This window comes from Clostridium caldaquaticum (genome assembly GCF_023806125.1).
Lineage (GTDB): Bacteria > Bacillota > Clostridia > Clostridiales > Clostridiaceae > Clostridium_AT > Clostridium_AT caldaquaticum.
Genome location: NZ_JAMSKT010000007.1, coordinates 94,066 through 110,871, shown reverse-complemented (window position 1 = coordinate 110,871; position 16,806 = coordinate 94,066). Strand labels below are relative to the sequence as shown.

The following is a 16,806-nucleotide window of genomic DNA, read 5'->3' as shown; positions in this document are numbered from 1 at the left end:
GTCTTCCTCCCATAGTTAATATAAATACATACTACATTTTAAATCTGATTTAATAAATAAACAAGTACTATTTAAATTATTTGTTAGCCTGAAGGTAGTTTACATTTAATGCTGTTTCCTTATCTAGTAGTATTTGTCTAGGCTTACTACCATCTTTACTAGAGATAATTCCAAGTTCTTCCATTTGTTCGATTATTCTAGCAGCTCTGTTATAACCTATTCTCAGCTTTCTCTGTATTAATGAAGTTGAAGCTTGTCCTGCGTCAACAACAATTTTAACGGCTTCATTTATAAGACTGTCAAGCTCTTCTGAATTTGTTTCAGTACTATTATGATCAAGTTCTTCTAAAATTTCGTTTTTATATTCGATTTGCGTCTTTTGATTTTTAATAAAAGACACAACTCTTTCCACTTCTTCTTCTGATATAAAAGCACCTTGTATTCTTATAGGTTTTGATTCACCTACTGGATAAAACAACATATCGCCTTTCCCAAGTAGCTTTTCAGCTCCAGCAGTATCTAAAATAGTTCTAGAGTCAATTTGACTAGATACAGCAAAAGAAATTCTAGAAGGGATATTAGCCTTAATTACACCTGTTATAACATCAACAGAAGGTCTTTGTGTAGCTATAACAAGATGCATTCCAGCTGCTCTAGCCATTTGAGCTAATCTTCCTATATAATCTTCTATATCATTAGGACATACCATCATTAAATCAGCAAGTTCGTCTACAATAATAACAATCCAAGGAAGCTTATCTTCTAATTTACCTTTTTGGACAAGTTCGTTATAGCTTTCAATATTTCTAACATTATTTTCTGCAAAAATTTTATATCTTTTAGTCATTTCATTAACAGCCCAGTTTAATGCACCAGCCGCTTTTTTAGGCTCAGTAACAACAGGTATTAATAAATGAGGTATTCCATTATATACGCTTAATTCTACTACTTTTGGATCTATCATAAGCAGTTTTACATCTTCAGGTGAATATTTATAAAGCAAACTAACTATTAACGTATTTATGCATACACTCTTACCTGAACCAGTAGCTCCTGCAATTAGAACATGAGGCATTTTAGATAAATCTGAAACCACACAGTTGCCAGAAATATCTTTACCAAGACAAAAGGCCAAATTTTTGTTATTATCTATAAATTCTTGTGATTCAATTACTTCTCGTAAAAATACTGCGGTAAGTTCCTTATTTGGGACTTCAATTCCTACCGCAGATTTACCTGGTATAGGAGCTTCAATTCTAACACCAGATGCTGCTAAACTTAATGCAATATCGTCAGCCAAATTAACTATTTTGCTTACTTTTACTCCTGCCTGTGGTTGTATTTCAAATCTTGTAACAGAAGGTCCCTTAGTAACTTGAACTACTTTAGCTTCAACACCAAAGCTAATTAAAGTTTCCTCAAGCTTACTTGCATTATTTATTAACTCTCTTTTATCTTCTTTATTAAGCTTTAAAGAACTATTTAAATTTAATAATTCTGAAGAGGGTGCAATGTATTCCATTCCTGTATCGGTAGAATTTTTATTTATTTGTTCTTCAAGCTCAATATTTATTAATTGGTCTATTTTATCTTCTTGAATAGTTTGCTCTACTGCTTGTTCATTATTAATATTAGAAGATTTTATAAAATCTATTATCTTTATTTTATTATTTACTTTCTTAATGAAATCCTCTTTAGCTGCATCACTTGCAATTAGAACATCAGCTTCTACTTCGTTTTTTTCTTTTGAAAAAACCTTATTTTTTTCTATTTTTTTAAACTTAAAGTTTGAATTTAAGTAAACAATGACATCATACAAAGATATTTGCCATATCAATATGAAGGATAAAATATATAAGAATATCAATATAATAAAAGAACCAATAATTCCAAAAAGTTTATATAACGATATTGTAATAAGATAACTAATTATTCCACCGTGAATGACACTATTAGAATTATATATTTTTATAACTCCTGATATAATATCTTCATAATTATAGTATAAGTTAATATTTATCATTTGCAATGTTAATAATATAGTTTCTAATAATAAAAGTATACCATAAAATTTCTTACTAATGCTTATTAGCCCTTTTTTAATAATTAAACAAAATCCTAAAAATATTATAAAAAATGGGAAAATATATGCACCTAGTCCTAAGATAGAAAAAAGAATTTTTTTTGTAAAATGTCCTACAATTCCTGAGGACGAAGAAGAAAAAACACTAAGCAGTGAAAGTATCCCGAGAGTTATATATATTAATCCTTTAATATCATAATTATAACTTGACTTAGATTTTTTCTTTGACAAAGTACCCACCTCCTTAGTTTATATTCTACACAACCAAAAAATATCCTTTATTTATTTTAGTATTTGACATAATATATATCTAAAGTAATTTAAAAACAATATCTATATATACAATAGATATTAATTTTCGGTTTATTATAATTTAATCATAACATAAATTAACCATAGGAATTTACCTATGGTTTCAAATCATACTTTTCTTTTTTAGCTTTAATTAATAATTCGAGTTTTTCTAAAGCAGTACTAATTCCACCTACTTCATTAATCAGACCAATTTCAACTGCTTGTTTTCCTATAAGAATAGTACCCATATCATTTAACAGCTCATCAGTTTGAAGCATTAGCTCAAAGAATGTTTCTCGTTTTATATTACTAGTTCTCGTAACAAATTCTATTATTCTTTCCTGCATCTTATTAAAATATTCAAACGTTTGAGGTACTCCTATTATTAATCCATTCATTCTTATAGGATGAATAATCATTGTAGCAGTAGGTGATATAAATGAATAATCTGCAGATGTTGCTAATGGTACTCCTATAGAATGTCCTCCTCCTATAACGAGTGAAACAGTTGGTTTGCTTAAACTTCTTATCATTTCTGCAATAGCTAGACCAGCCTCTACATCTCCACCTACTGTGTTTAAAATAATTAATACACCCTCAACTCGTTCATTTGTTTCTATTGACACTAATTGAGGAATAAAATGCTCATACTTAGTAGCTTTTGTCTGAGGCGGCAAAGTTGAATGACCTTCAATTTGGCCTATTATAGGTAAAACTTGTATTCTTTCATCAGTTCGTAGAACATTTGTTATTCCTAATTCTTTAACAGTATCTAATTCTTTTTTTCCGTTATCTTCTGACATATACACTCCTCCTAGCTAAACTTAGTCTGTGCATAAGAGAAGATATATATTCATATAAAGTTATCCTAATTTAAACTCCTTATGAAGTGCATTTATAGCACTTTGAGTATTGTTACCATTAACTAAGCACCAAATAGTAGTATGCGAGTCAGCCGTTTGAAGCACTTCTATATTGGCTTTTGTCAAAGTTTTTAAAACTCTTGCCATTACTCCTGGAACTCCTCTGATTCTGCTTCCTATTAGAGCTATTTTACTGCAATTATCCGTATATGAATACTTTAATCCACATTTATTCATTATATTCTTAAACTTATTAATATCGTTTAAATCAATAGTAAATATATTTTCTTTAGGAAATACATTTATAAGATCGATACTTATCATATTTTCAGCAAGTATATCTAAAAGCTTAGTATAATTATCATTATCGAAATTTTCATCTAAACTTATTTTAATTTGTACTCTATTACTCATGTGAGTTATTCCAGTTATAATGTTATCAAAATTCAATGCCCCTGTAGTATTAATTATAGTTCCTGTGCAATTATTTAATGTATTTTTTATTACTAAAGGAATATTACCTTTCATTGCAATTTCCACTGCTCTTGGATGTATTACCTTTGCGCCTTGATCAGCAAATTGAAAAACTTCATTATAGCTAATTTCTTTTATTAAGGATGCTTCGGAAACAATTCTAGGATCTGCAGTCATGATACCATCTACATCAGTATAAATTTGAATTTCCTCAGCAGCTAGAGCAACCCCTAACAGTGAAGCTGTAACATCACTTCCTCCTCTCCCTAAAGTAGTTATAAATCCAGATTCATCCTGACCTTGAAATCCTGCAACAATAGGTATCTTATTGCTGTTTATTATTTTCATGAGATTGCTGGTATCAACTCTTAATATTGAAGCATTATTATAATTATTGTCAGTAATAATTCCTGACTGACCGCCTGTTAAAGGTAGTGCATCAATCCCAACTTCGTTTAATTCATTAGACATTACTACAGTACTTATTATTTCTCCACAGCTCATCAGCAAATCAACAGCAAGCGGATTAGTATCTTTTAATTTTTCATTAATCATTGATAGCAAAGTATCTGTTGAATAAGGATCTCCCTTTCGACCCATAGCAGAAACTACAACTACAGGAGTAAAACCTTCATTTAATGCAGACTTTATCTTTTCAATAACTAATAACCTTCTATCATGAGTAGATACGGATGTACCACCAAATTTTTGAACAAGTATCTTCATTATATAACCTCCATCACACCCGAGTCTTCTTCAAAGAGTTTTCCTCAGCATCTAAAATTATAGTTCTTGAACCAATTTTTTTTATACATTCCCAAGGTACTTCTATAAATTCATTACCACCGAATAAACTAAACCTAGTTTTAGTATTATTTAGTATTAAAAATTTTAAATTACCTTGTTCATCTATAACTATATCATTATTTGATAAATAGTTATATTTTTCACCATCATTAATATTAATAATTTCATATCTTTCCATCTCACTGTAATACTTTATATTATCACTCATATTTTTCCTCCTTAATATCATTTATTATAATAGAATACTATGAAAGATATGAAAAGTTTATTACTAAACTCCAGTAGAACCAAATCCATTTATTCCTCTACTTGTTTCGCCAATTTCACTAACTATTTCAATTATAGGAGTTTCAACTTTATTAAAAACAATTTGAGCAACTCTGTCTCCTTTGTTAATAATAAAATTCTCATTTCCTAAATTTATCATAATAATATTTATTTCCCCTCTGTAATCCCAATCTATTGTTCCAGGTGAATTTAATAATGTTATTCCAAAATTTGCTGTCAAGCCGCTTCTTGGTCTTATTTGAGCTTCGTATCCTTTAGGAAGCTCAATACAAATTCCAACAGGAATTTTTTTTCTCTCAAAAGGTTTTAAAATAATCTGTTCATTTATAGCCGCATATAAATCCATACCTGCAGCTCCAGTTGTCATGAATTTAGGTGTAGGCAAGTCCTCAAATCCTTTTACTTTTTTTATTTTTAAAAGCAACTATATCACCTTCTATAATATTAATTAAAGCATTTAAATCCACTTTAGGACCAACAAAAGCTGAATTTAAGATGCCTTTCTTAAAGGTTTTCTCCATAACTTCATGTAAATTTTCTTTGCTTATATTATCTATTTTTTGGATTATATCCTTTGGAGTATTTACTTTATTTAAGAATAAAATGGCCTTTCCATTGCTAAACATTCTGCTGCTAGTACTTTCAAGTCCTAATATATAGCTTCCTTTTAATTGTTCTTTTAATTTTATAAGTTTATCATCAGTAATATTATATTTTGTAAAATTAAATATTTCCTCTTTAATATGTTCAACTACCTTAAGTGAATGTTTAGGATTTAACCCAGTGTAAATACTAATAACACCTGTATTTTTAAACGCAGAGATATATGAATAAATTGAATAACATAAACCCAATTCTTCTCTTATTTTTTGAAATAATAATGATGAAGCACCTCCGCCAAACATATTATTTAGAAGCAGCAAACTATATATATCATCATTGCCTGTTTCTAAACCATACATTCCTAAACTTATATGCAACTGCTCAATATCCTTCTCTCTAAATAAATGATTATTTAAAATATTAAGAGTCGAATATTCAGTTATTTGTTTATCATCAACATAATTCCAATTTCCGAAATATTTAATAATTAAAGATTCAATATTACGTATATTTACTTTTCCAGCAATAGATATAACACAGTTTTCAGGAATATAATGTGATTTTAAATATTGAATAAGTTGATTTCTTGTAAAAGATTTAACCGTTTCTATAGTTCCTAATATAGGCATAGATATAGAATCTTCTCCCCATATAGCTGTACTATGAAGGTCAGTAAGCACATCCTCTGGAGAGTCTTCGCTCATATTTATTTCTTCTATAATTACTCCTTTTTCTTTTTCTATATCTTCATCCAAAAATTTACTATTAAATAGCATATCAGATAAAATATTCAAAGATAACTCTAAATGAGTATCTAATGTTTTAGTATAGTAGCAGGTAGTTTCTTTTCCTGTAAAAGCATTTATTTGACCACCTACATCCTCTATACTTTCTGCAATCTGCTTAGCCGTTCTATTAGTAGTACCTTTAAAAAGCATATGTTCGATAAAGTGAGAAATACCGTTATTAAATTTATTTTCATTTCTAGAACCATTTTCAACCCATAACCCAATACTTACTGAATTTACATAATCTATATTCTCAACTACCACTCTTAATCCATTGTTTAATTTAAATATATTATACATTTTATCCTCCATACAAAAGGTTCGAAATATAAAGCAATATAATCTTTATAAAAAATAAAAAGGCAATGATGCCCTTCTATTTTTGACTTTCATTTTCCTCATTTTCAGAATCTTTAATAGCATCTTTTCTAGAAAGATTAATTCTACCTTGATTATCAATTTCAGTAACCTTAACTAGAATTTCATCTCCAATAGATACAATATCTTCAACCTTGTTAACTCGACTAACGTCAAGTTTTGATATATGAACAAGACCTTCTTTACCTGGAAGGATTTCTACAAATGCTCCAAAATTAGCTATTTTAGTTACTTTACCTAAATAAATTTCTCCAACTTTAACTTCTCTTGTAAGGTCATCAATTATTTTTAACGCCCTTTGTGCACCTACGCTATCATTTGACATAATGAATATTTTTCCATCTTCTTTAATATCTATTTTTACACCAGTTTCAGCAATAATTTTATTAATAGTTTTACCACCAGTACCTATAACATCTCTTATCTTTTCTGGATCTATATTTATAGTATATACTCTTGGAGCATAAGGTGACAACTCTTTTCTAGGTTCTGGTATACATTCTTTAATCTTCTCTAATATGAATAATCTAGCTTTTCTAGCTTCATCCATTGATTTTTTTATACATTCATTTGATAAACCATGTATCTTTGTATCGACCTGTATAGCAGTAATTCCTTTTTCAGTTCCAGCTACTTTAAAATCCATATCTCCGAAGAAATCTTCGATTCCTTGAATATCAGTTAAAACTTCTTCTTCTGTTAAGTCTTCACTTGTAACTAAACCCATAGCTATTCCTGCTGCTGGTCTTTTTATAGGAACTCCAGCATCAAGTAACGCTAATGTACTTCCACATACGCTTGCTTGTGATGTCGAACCATTAGAACTTAATACTTCTGAAACTAGTCTTATAGTGTACGGAAATTCTTCTTCCGATGGTATTAGAGGCTCTAGTGCTTTTTCAGCTAAAGCTCCATGACCTATCTCTCTTCGTCCAGGTCCTCTTAATGGTTTAACTTCTCCTACACTATAAGCTGGAAAATTATAGTGATGCATGTATCTTTTAAATTCTTCTTCACCTAAACCATCTAATATTTGAACATCACCTAAAGCACCAATAGTTGCTACAGTCATTACTTGAGTCAATCCCCTTGTAAATAAACCAGTTCCATGAGTTCTAGGCAACAATGAAACATCACAATTTATCGGTCGTATTTCGTCAAATTTTCTCCCATCTGGCCTTATTTTTTCCTTTAAAATCATATTTCTTACTATATCTTTTTGTATTCTATAAACCACATCAGCTATATCTGAAGTATTATCAGGATACTTTTCATTAAAAACATCACTAATTTTTGCTTTTACAGCATCCATAGCTTCATTTCTTTTATCCTTATCCTTAATATACATAGCTTCTTTTATCATATTAAAGGCAAATTCAGTAACTTCTTTTTCTAATGTTTCATCAACTTTATAAAGTTCAGGTATAACTTTTTCTTTACCCACTTTATTCATAACTTCCTCTTGGAAATTAACAATTTTTTTACATTCTTCAAAACCAAACATTATAGCGTCATACATAATATCTTCTGGTATTTCGTCACCACCAGCTTCAATCATCATAACTCTATCTTTAGTAGCACATACGGTTAAGTTTAGAATGCTTTGTTCTCTTTCTTTCGAGGTAGGATTAACAATAAAATTTCCGTCAATTAATCCTATTGAAACTGCTCCAACTGGATCTTTATATGGAATGCTTGAAATGCATAAAGCCATTGATGCAGCATTTATTGCTAAAATTTCTGGTACATTATCTGGTTCTACAGATACCACAGTACAAACAATTTGAACATCATTTCTATATCCTTTAGGGAATAATGGCCTTAAAGGTCTATCGATAGCCCTTCCATTAAGTATAGCCCTTTCAGAAGGTTTACCCTCTCTCTTAATAAATCCTCCAGGTATTTTTCCTACTGCATATAGTCTTTCTTCATATTCAACACTTAAAGGAAAAAAATCAATTCCTTCTCTTGGTTTATCAGAAGCATTTACATTAATAAGAACCACTGTATCTCCATAGCTAGCCAATAAGGCACAGTTAGACAACATACCAACTTTGCCATAATCAAATTTTAATTTCCTACCTGCAACAGTAGTTTCTAGTATTTGACTCATATATTTACCTCCTTTCAATATACATTAATATTATTGTCAACTTAGGTTATTTTATTATAAAAATTATGTACAAGTTTTGTAATGTAGTATTTTTTAAAATAATAGAGCGGAGTTGACCCGCTCTTGATTATCTTCTTAGTCCAAGTTTTTCAACAATGTTACGATATCTTTCAATATCTTCATTCTCAAGATAATTTAAAAGACCTCTTCTTTTACCAACCATCATAAGTAGACCTCTTCTTGAGTGATGATCTTTCTTATGAACTTTTAAGTGTTCAGTTAAGTGATTAATTCTATCAGTTAGAAGAGCTATTTGCACCTCTGGAGATCCTGTATCTCCTTCATGTCTTTTAAATTTTTCAATAATCTGTTGCTTTGTTGCCTTTTCCATAATATACACCTCCAAAACTATCGCCTTTATCCCAAGAATTACGTTGGCAATTCGTATTTCTTAGCATAAGGTTCACGAAAGATATTATAACAAATAACAAACATATTGTAAATTATTTTTTTTATTTTTATGAAAATTTTTCTAAATGCTGTTTTTCTGCAAATTCTTTATCCTTTTTCAATTGATAAGCAAGTTCAATTAGTGAGTTGAACTTTATCTCATCTCTCATTCTTTTTATGAAATATAATTCAATATTCTCGCCATATATGTTCTTTTCGAAATTTAATATGTGGGTTTCAATCGATACATTATTTTCAACTGAATTTACTGTAGGATTATAGCCTACACTTGTTATTGCTTTATAAAACAGATTTTTATATTTTATTACAGTAAAGTATACTCCTATTCTAGGAATTAAAAGTGTATCATCATAACTAAGATTAGCTGTAGGAAATCCTATTGTTCGTCCTAACTGCTTTCCTTTAACTACAACTCCCCTTATCATAAATGGCATTAAAAGCATTTTATTTGCTTCTGAAACATTTCCTTCAGCAATAAGTGATCTTATTCTTGAACTACTAACAACCTCACTCTTATACATAACAGAATCTATCACATGTAAATCAAAGTTTAGTTTTGAGCTATAATCTTTTAATAATTCTATACTACCACTGTTTTTATAGCCAAATCTGTAATTAAATCCAACTACTATACCTTTTAAGTTGTAGCATCTATGCATATTAAGTAAAAAGTCTTCAGGAGATATTTTCATATAGTCATAATTAAAGTTGACCAAATTAACAATATCTACACCTAGTTTTTCCAATAAATTTAACTTTGTTTCATTATCAATTAATAATTTAGGCATTTTTTCTTTATTTACAACACTAAGGGGATGATTTTTAAAAGTGCATATCATGCTTTTTATTTTATTAATTTTTGATAATTCCAGTGTTTTGTTTATAAGACCCATATGTCCTATATGTAACCCGTCAAAACTTCCAAGTGCTATATAGGTTTTATCTTTTATTATGGTATTGAAATTATCTTCTAAAACTATCATAGTAACTGCTCCTAAACTAATAATTTAGTAATTTTAAATCCTTTATCATCCCTCATACCTAATCCAATAAATTTAATTCCATCTATGTACACTCTATATAATTTATCAAACTCTATTTTATTTAATACATACTCGTTATTTAGTTTTACACCGTTTAACAGTAATCTTTCATATCTACTGCTAATACATAATTTATCATAATTTTTAAGTGCATCCTCAATAGAGATTACATAATCTTGCACATTATTATTATTTATTTTATCTAACAATATGGAATCTTCTGCTTTAAATATACCACTTTGAAGTCTCTCTAAGTTCCACATAGTTCCGCCAACATTCAAAATTTTTCCTATATCATAGCATAAACTTCTAATGTAAGTCCCTTTTGAACAAGTTACATTGAAATCTATATATGGTAAAGAAATTCTTGTTATATTTATATCATAAATAGAAACCTTTCTTTTAGCTCTTTCTACTACTAAACCTTGTCTAGCGAGTTCATACAATCTCTTTCCATTAATCTTCAAAGCAGAATACATGGGAGGCTCTTGCTCAATATCTCCAATAAAAGAATTAAAGACATCTAAAATGGTTTTTTCATCTATGTTCACATCTTTTTCACTTATGATCATACCCTCTCTATCATAAGTATCGGTCTCAACCCCAAGTTTTAACTGCGCATTATATACCTTCTGATCACTCATTATAAAATCTACAATTTTTGTTCCACGTCCTACACAAATAGGTAATACCCCTGAAGCAAGCGGATCTAAGGTACCTGTGTGTCCAACTTTTTTAGTGTTGCATATTTTCATTATCTTTCTAACTACTTCAAAAGAAGTAACATTAGTAGGTTTATAAACATTTATTACTCCATTCATTTTATCAACTCTTTTTCAATGGCTTTTATAATAATGTGTTCTGCTTCAGCCAAACTCTTATTTATTAATAAACCAGAAGCACGTATGTGGCCTCCTCCACCGAAGCTTTCTGCAATTTTTCTTACATCTACTATTGATTTAGAACGCAAGCTAACCTTAATTCCTTCATCTGTTTCCCTAAAAAGAACTGTAACTTCAATAGTATCAATACTTCCCCCAATAGATATTATATCAGAAGTATCAGAGGCTTCAATACCTATCTCATCTAACATATTTTTAGTAAGTTTTATTACACATATATTATTAATAAGATACATCCCATCTATAGCTTTAGCAATTAATTTTAATCTTTTAAATTTTTTATTTTCAAAAACAATTCTATGAATGTCACTAAAATTGATATCATTATTAATTAGTTTACCAGCTATTTTATGAGTATCAGCAGTTGTGTTAGAGTGTTTAAAACCTCCTGTATCTGCTATAATGGATGTATATAGACACACTGATATATTCTTATCTATATTTACTCCCATTGAATTTAAAAGTTCATAGATTATTTCTCCTGTTGCTGCTGAATTTGTATTTACTAGATTTAAGTCGCCATAAAATTCGTTAGTTATATGATGGTCTATATTTATTAAATTATATGCTTTCAATTTTAGGTTTAAATTTGCAGATACACGTTCTAAATTACCACAATCTATTACTACCACACAATCAGTATCATCTAATATTGTTCCTTCTGAAATAATTATTTCATTGTAGGATGGAAGGAAACTGTATGTTTCTGGTAGGTTATCCTTGGTTACAATATACACATCTTTATGATTACTTTTTAGTCCAAGCATTAAAGCTAAAGAACTTCCCAATGAATCCCCATCAGGAGATACATGGAAAGTTATAGCTATCTTTTTACTAGCATTTAGCACATTGATAATATCATGTATTATCATGATTAGTTGTCTCCTTTATTTTCTCAATTAGAGAGTTTATGTGCATTCCATACTCTATTGTAGTATCTAATTCTAGTATAAGTTCTGGAGTGTATCTCAGATTTACCCTATGACCAAGTTCTCGTCTCAAAAAACCAGTTGAACTTTTTAAAACATTAAAAGAATTCATTTTTTCTTCATCATTACCAAATATGCTTACAAATACCTTTGCATATCTTAAATCTTTTGTAATATCAACCTTAGTAACGCTAATCATAGCAGTTAATCTAGGATCTCTTATTTCGTTATGGATTATATCACTAATTTCTCTTTTTAATTCCTCGTTTATTCTGCCACTCCTGTATTTAACCATACAATCCTCTCCTCTTATTACTTATAGATGTTTGGGTTTAATCTCTTCCATAGTATATGCTTCTATTATGTCACCATCTTTAATATCATTAAATTTCTCAATACTTAAACCACATTCATATCCAGAAGCAACTTCTTTAACATCATCTTTAAACCTCTTTAGAGAAGCCAGATTAGATTCAAAAATCACAATACCATCTCTTATAACTCTTATGCTGCTGTTTCTTGTAATTTTACCTTCTAAAACATAACAGCCAGCTATGGTACCAACATTAGAAATTTTGTAAGTCATTCTTACTTCAGCTTTTCCTAACACAACTTCTTTATATTCTGGCTCGAGCATTCCAAGCATTGCGGCTTTGATATCATCGATAGCATTATATATGATTCTATAAGTTTTAATTTCTACTTTTTCTTTTTCTGCTAAATTAGCTGCATTAGTATCTGGTCTTACATTGAAGCCAATAATTATAGCATTAGAAGCCGTAGCTAATATAACGTCTGTTTCTGTTATAGCCCCTACCGCACCATGAATTACTCTTATCTTTACATTATCTGTAGATAATTTTTCTAAAGATTGCTTTATAGCTTCAACAGAACCTTGAACGTCTGCTTTTATAATTATATCTAATTCTTTTACTTTTCCTTCTTGAATTTGACTATACAAATCTTCTAAGGATACTTTGTGAGTAGATTGAAGATATTCCGCTCGTTGTTTTTCTTTTCTTTTTTCAGCCATATCTCTTGCTGTCTTTTCATCTTTAGTAACATTAAATTTATCTCCAGCAGCAGGAACTTCTGAAAGTCCAAGTACCTCTACAGGTATTGATGGTCCTGCAGATTTTATTTTTTTTCCTTTATCGTCAAACATTGCCCTAATTCTACCGTAAGTTGTACCAACTAAAATAGAATCTCCAACGTTTAATGTACCATTTTGTACTAATAGCGTAGCAACTGGACCTCTTCCTTTATCAAGTTTAGCCTCAATAACTGTTCCCTTAGCATTTCTATTAGAGTTCCCTTTTAATTCTTGCATTTCAGCAGTTAAAATAAGCATTTCTAACAGATTATCAATGCCTTCTTTTGTATGTGCTGATACAGGAACACATATAGTATCTCCACCCCAGTCTTCAGCAATTAATCCATATTCTGTTAATTCCTGTTTTACTTTATCAGGATTTGCAGCTGCTCTATCAATTTTATTTATTGCTACAACTATAGGCACATTTGCAGCCTTACAATGATTTATAGCTTCTACAGTTTGAGGCATTATACCATCGTCTGCTGCTACTACTAAAATAACAATATCAGTAATTTGAGCACCACGAGCTCTCATTGCAGTAAAAGCTTCATGACCAGGAGTATCCAAGAATGTTATTTTTTCTCCGTTTATAGTTACAGTATAAGCACCAATATGTTGTGTAATTCCACCTGCCTCGCTTTCAGTAACTCTAGCTTTTCTGATAGCATCCAGCAAAGAAGTCTTACCATGATCAACGTGCCCCATTACTGTTACTACAGGTGGTCTTTTTTCAGTATCTAAACTAGTTTCTTCTTCTACTTCAACATCTTGTTCTATCTTTACTAACGTTTCTTCTTTTTTAGAAACTAAAACATTAAACTTTTCTGCTACTTTTTCAGCTGTTTTAAAATCAATTTCCTGATTTATAGCAGCCATTACACCTGTAAAAATTAACTGTTTTATAACTTCAGTAGATGGTTTATTTAATTTTTCTGCTAATTCTTTTACTGTAATAGTATCAGGAATCTCAATTATCAAACCTTCGGATTCATCATCTCTATTTTCATCTTCTGGATTTACAACGCTATTTTTTGACTTTTTCTTATTTTTCTTAACTTTAACCTTTTCTTCAGCAAAATCTTCATATTTTTCTAGTACATCAACTTCATCCATTAATGCTGACTGTACAGATGGTATTATTTCATTTTTACCATTCTCTTGCATTAATTCTTTTATAAGTTCCGCATCTTCTTCTTCAATGACACTCATGTGATTTTTAACAACAATGTTAAATTCCTCTGAAAGTAAATTTATTAAATCTTTACTAGAAACGCCTAATTCTTTTGCTAATTCGTAAACTCTTATTTTTGACAATATATACACCCCCGGTATTAAATTTTGTTTTTTTCGTTCCATAAACTAACAAGTCTTATACTCATATTTTTATCAGCTATACCAAGTATATTAATTTCAGTTCTTCCTATAGGAGTACCTAAATCCTCCTTTGAATATGCTTGCACAAACGGTACATTATATTTATTGCAATATTTTATAAACTTTTCTTTTGTATTTTCAGAACAATTATCAGATAATATTAGTAGAAATAATTTTCCTGATTTAATAGCCTCTTCACATTTATTATAACCTTCTAATAAACTTCCAGACTTCTTTGTTATACCTAAAAATTGAAGAAATTTATCTTGCATTGTTTATCTCTTCTTTCAAATTAGAGTATATCTCATCATCTATTTTAACTTCTAAATTTTTCTCTAATCTTTTAGCTTTGAACGCCTTTGCTAGACAATCTTCACTTTTACAAATATAGGCGCCTCTTCCTGGTTTTTTCCCTGTTAAATCTATAGAAATTTCACCTTCTTTGTTTCTAACTACACGAATTAATTCTTTTTTAGGTTTCATTTCCATACAACCAGTACACATTCTTTGAGGTATTTTTTTTATTTTCATAAACCCACCTACTTTTAAAGTGTATTTAATGATTCAAATTGAGACTTACTTTTTATATCAATTTTCCAACCTGTAAGTTTAGCAGCCAACCTGACATTTTGACCTTCTTTTCCGATAGCTAATGATAATTGATTATCATCAACTATAACTCTTGCAGATTTGTTCTCTTCATCTAAAGTTACATCTAAAACCTTTGATGGACTTAACGCATTACAAATATACTCTTCAGGAAGCTTACTCCATTTAATAATATCGATTTTCTCATTTTTTAATTCGTTGACTATATTTTGAACTCTTGTACCTTTAGGTCCTACACAAGCTCCCATGGCATCAACAGTAATATCATTTGAGTGAACAGCTATTTTGGTTCTTGAACCAGCCTCTCTTGCTATGCTCTTTATTTCTACTATTCCATTAAAAATTTCAGGAACCTCAAGTTCAAAAAGCCTTTTTACTAATCCAGGATGTGTTCTAGATACAATAACTTGTGCTCCTTTTGTAGTATTTTTTACTTCGACTATATATAATTTTAACTTACTATTAAAATTATACTCTTCTCCTGGCATTTGTTCGTTTGGACCTAAAACAGCTTCTATTTTTCCTAAATCTACAAATACATTACCTTTATCTTTTCTTATAACAGTACCAGTAATAATATCGTATTCTTTTGTTATGAATTCATTGTATATAATGCTTCTTTCTGCTTCTTTTATTCTTTGAATTACTACCTGCTTAGCTGCTTGAGCAGCAATTCTTCCGAATTTTTTAGGAGTTACTTCTATATCTACTACGTCATCAATTTGTAACCTTGGATTAATTTTTTTTGCATCTTCAAGAGATATTTCTTCAACTTCATTATTAGGCTGAGCAGTGACTTTCTTTTGAGAATATACGTGAATTTCTCCATTTTCTCTATTCATAGTAACTTTAACATTTTGAGAACTTCCAGTAGTATAATTTTTTTTATAGGCTGCAACTAAAGCATCCTCAATTGTAGTAAATAATAAATCCTCACTTATTCCCTTTTCTTTAACTATTTCTTTAAGAGCTTCGATAAACTCCTCATTCATTTTTACAACCTCCTTAGAATTCCCCTTTTAGATTCATTACCTTTATTAGTTTCCTTGGTATATTTAAACTATTTCCCTCAAAATTAATAGTAATATATTCAGAGTTAAAGTCTTCCAATATACCCTCATAAATTTTCTTACCATTAAATAATTTAGCCATTTTAATAGAAATAACACTACCAAGATATCTATTAAGATGTGCATCAGAAAACAATATTCTGTCAATCCCTGGCGAGGATACTTCCAGATAATATGATTCTTCAATAGGATCTACAGCATCTAGCATATCGCTTACAGCTCTGCTTACTTTTTCACAGTCATCAAGATTTATTCCATTATGACTGTCTATATATATTCTCAAATAGTTCTCTCCACATTCCTTTACATATTCTACATGGTAAAGTTCATAATTTCTTTCTTCTACAATTGGTTTAATCAAATCCAAAAGTTTCTCAATCAATTTATCTTTAATCATCTCAATCCCTCCTTATACATATGTTTTACAATATTTATAAAGTATATTACTTATAATAAGCTATTTAAAGTTTATAATGATAAAATTAGAAAGTTTGACTATAATAAAACGCAACATAAGTTGCGTTTTAAAAATAGAAAAAGCGGGTTTTTTAACCCACTCTCCTTGCAAAATTTATCGGTAAATATTTACTAAATTTATTTTAACATAATAAAAACTTTATT

The 16,806-nt window shown here is 29.5% G+C and carries 17 protein-coding genes; all 17 read right to left on the bottom strand.

The window, feature by feature from the left end; translation table 11 throughout:
* Window positions 1-76: 76 nt before the first annotated feature.
* Window positions 77-2,314: an FtsK/SpoIIIE family DNA translocase gene (locus M2651_RS06305; RefSeq protein ID WP_252131504.1), complete on the bottom strand. Its 2,238-nt coding sequence runs from the start codon at window positions 2,312-2,314 to the stop codon at window positions 77-79.
* Between the two features lie 176 nt (window positions 2,315-2,490).
* Window positions 2,491-3,180 (bottom strand): ClpP family protease, encoded by a 690-nt coding sequence (locus M2651_RS06300; RefSeq protein ID WP_252131503.1) that lies wholly within the window; start codon window positions 3,178-3,180, stop codon window positions 2,491-2,493.
* A 60-nt stretch (window positions 3,181-3,240) separates the two neighbouring features.
* Window positions 3,241-4,440, bottom strand: a complete 1,200-nt coding sequence (gene dapG / locus M2651_RS06295) for an aspartate kinase (RefSeq protein ID WP_252131502.1) — start codon at window positions 4,438-4,440, stop codon at window positions 3,241-3,243.
* A 13-nt stretch (window positions 4,441-4,453) separates the two neighbouring features.
* Entirely contained in the window at window positions 4,454-4,729 is a 276-nt protein-coding gene (locus tag M2651_RS06290; protein ID WP_252131501.1) for a YlmC/YmxH family sporulation protein, read from the bottom strand.
* Between the two features lie 63 nt (window positions 4,730-4,792).
* A complete protein-coding gene (gene dut / locus M2651_RS06285) occupies window positions 4,793-5,233 on the bottom strand; it encodes a dUTP diphosphatase (RefSeq protein ID WP_252131500.1) in 441 nt (146 codons plus the stop codon).
* On the bottom strand, window positions 5,199-6,500 hold the full coding sequence (locus tag M2651_RS06280) for a M16 family metallopeptidase (RefSeq protein ID WP_252131499.1): 1,302 nt from the start codon (window positions 6,498-6,500) through the stop codon (window positions 5,199-5,201). Before M2651_RS06280 ends, dut begins: the two co-directional genes overlap by 35 nt.
* A gap of 76 nt (window positions 6,501-6,576) precedes the next feature.
* The gene (locus tag M2651_RS06275) at window positions 6,577-8,691 is read right to left on the bottom strand and encodes a polyribonucleotide nucleotidyltransferase (protein WP_252131498.1); all 2,115 of its coding nucleotides are present in this window, start codon (window positions 8,689-8,691) and stop codon (window positions 6,577-6,579) included.
* 127 nt (window positions 8,692-8,818) lie between these two features.
* Complete coding sequence (gene rpsO, locus M2651_RS06270) at window positions 8,819-9,082, bottom strand: 30S ribosomal protein S15 (RefSeq protein WP_252131497.1); 264 nt, start codon at window positions 9,080-9,082, stop codon at window positions 8,819-8,821.
* A gap of 127 nt (window positions 9,083-9,209) precedes the next feature.
* A complete protein-coding gene (locus M2651_RS06265) occupies window positions 9,210-10,145 on the bottom strand; it encodes a bifunctional riboflavin kinase/FAD synthetase (protein ID WP_252131496.1) in 936 nt (311 codons plus the stop codon).
* A gap of 11 nt (window positions 10,146-10,156) precedes the next feature.
* Window positions 10,157-11,026 carry a tRNA pseudouridine(55) synthase TruB gene (gene truB / locus M2651_RS06260; protein ID WP_252131495.1) on the bottom strand — a complete coding sequence of 290 codons (870 nt, stop codon included), beginning with the start codon at window positions 11,024-11,026 and terminating at the stop codon, window positions 10,157-10,159.
* Window positions 11,023-11,979, bottom strand: a complete 957-nt coding sequence (locus M2651_RS06255) for a DHH family phosphoesterase (RefSeq protein WP_252131494.1) — start codon at window positions 11,977-11,979, stop codon at window positions 11,023-11,025. The genes truB and M2651_RS06255 overlap by 4 nt, the downstream gene beginning before the upstream one ends.
* The gene (gene rbfA, locus M2651_RS06250; protein WP_252131493.1) at window positions 11,966-12,331 is read right to left on the bottom strand and encodes a 30S ribosome-binding factor RbfA; all 366 of its coding nucleotides are present in this window, start codon (window positions 12,329-12,331) and stop codon (window positions 11,966-11,968) included. Before rbfA ends, M2651_RS06255 begins: the two co-directional genes overlap by 14 nt.
* 21 nt (window positions 12,332-12,352) lie before the next feature.
* Window positions 12,353-14,446: a translation initiation factor IF-2 gene (gene infB / locus M2651_RS06245; protein WP_252131492.1), complete on the bottom strand. Its 2,094-nt coding sequence runs from the start codon at window positions 14,444-14,446 to the stop codon at window positions 12,353-12,355.
* A gap of 17 nt (window positions 14,447-14,463) precedes the next feature.
* Window positions 14,464-14,778: a ribosomal L7Ae/L30e/S12e/Gadd45 family protein gene (locus M2651_RS06240; protein ID WP_252131491.1), complete on the bottom strand. Its 315-nt coding sequence runs from the start codon at window positions 14,776-14,778 to the stop codon at window positions 14,464-14,466.
* Window positions 14,768-15,037 (bottom strand): RNase P modulator RnpM, encoded by a 270-nt coding sequence (gene rnpM / locus M2651_RS06235; RefSeq protein ID WP_252131490.1) that lies wholly within the window; start codon window positions 15,035-15,037, stop codon window positions 14,768-14,770. The genes M2651_RS06240 and rnpM overlap by 11 nt, the downstream gene beginning before the upstream one ends.
* 14 nt (window positions 15,038-15,051) lie before the next feature.
* On the bottom strand, window positions 15,052-16,107 hold the full coding sequence (gene nusA, locus M2651_RS06230) for a transcription termination factor NusA (protein WP_252131489.1): 1,056 nt from the start codon (window positions 16,105-16,107) through the stop codon (window positions 15,052-15,054).
* Window positions 16,108-16,120: 13 nt separating this feature from the next.
* The gene (gene rimP, locus M2651_RS06225) at window positions 16,121-16,582 is read right to left on the bottom strand and encodes a ribosome maturation factor RimP (protein ID WP_252131488.1); all 462 of its coding nucleotides are present in this window, start codon (window positions 16,580-16,582) and stop codon (window positions 16,121-16,123) included.
* Between the last annotated feature and the right edge of the window lie 224 nt (window positions 16,583-16,806).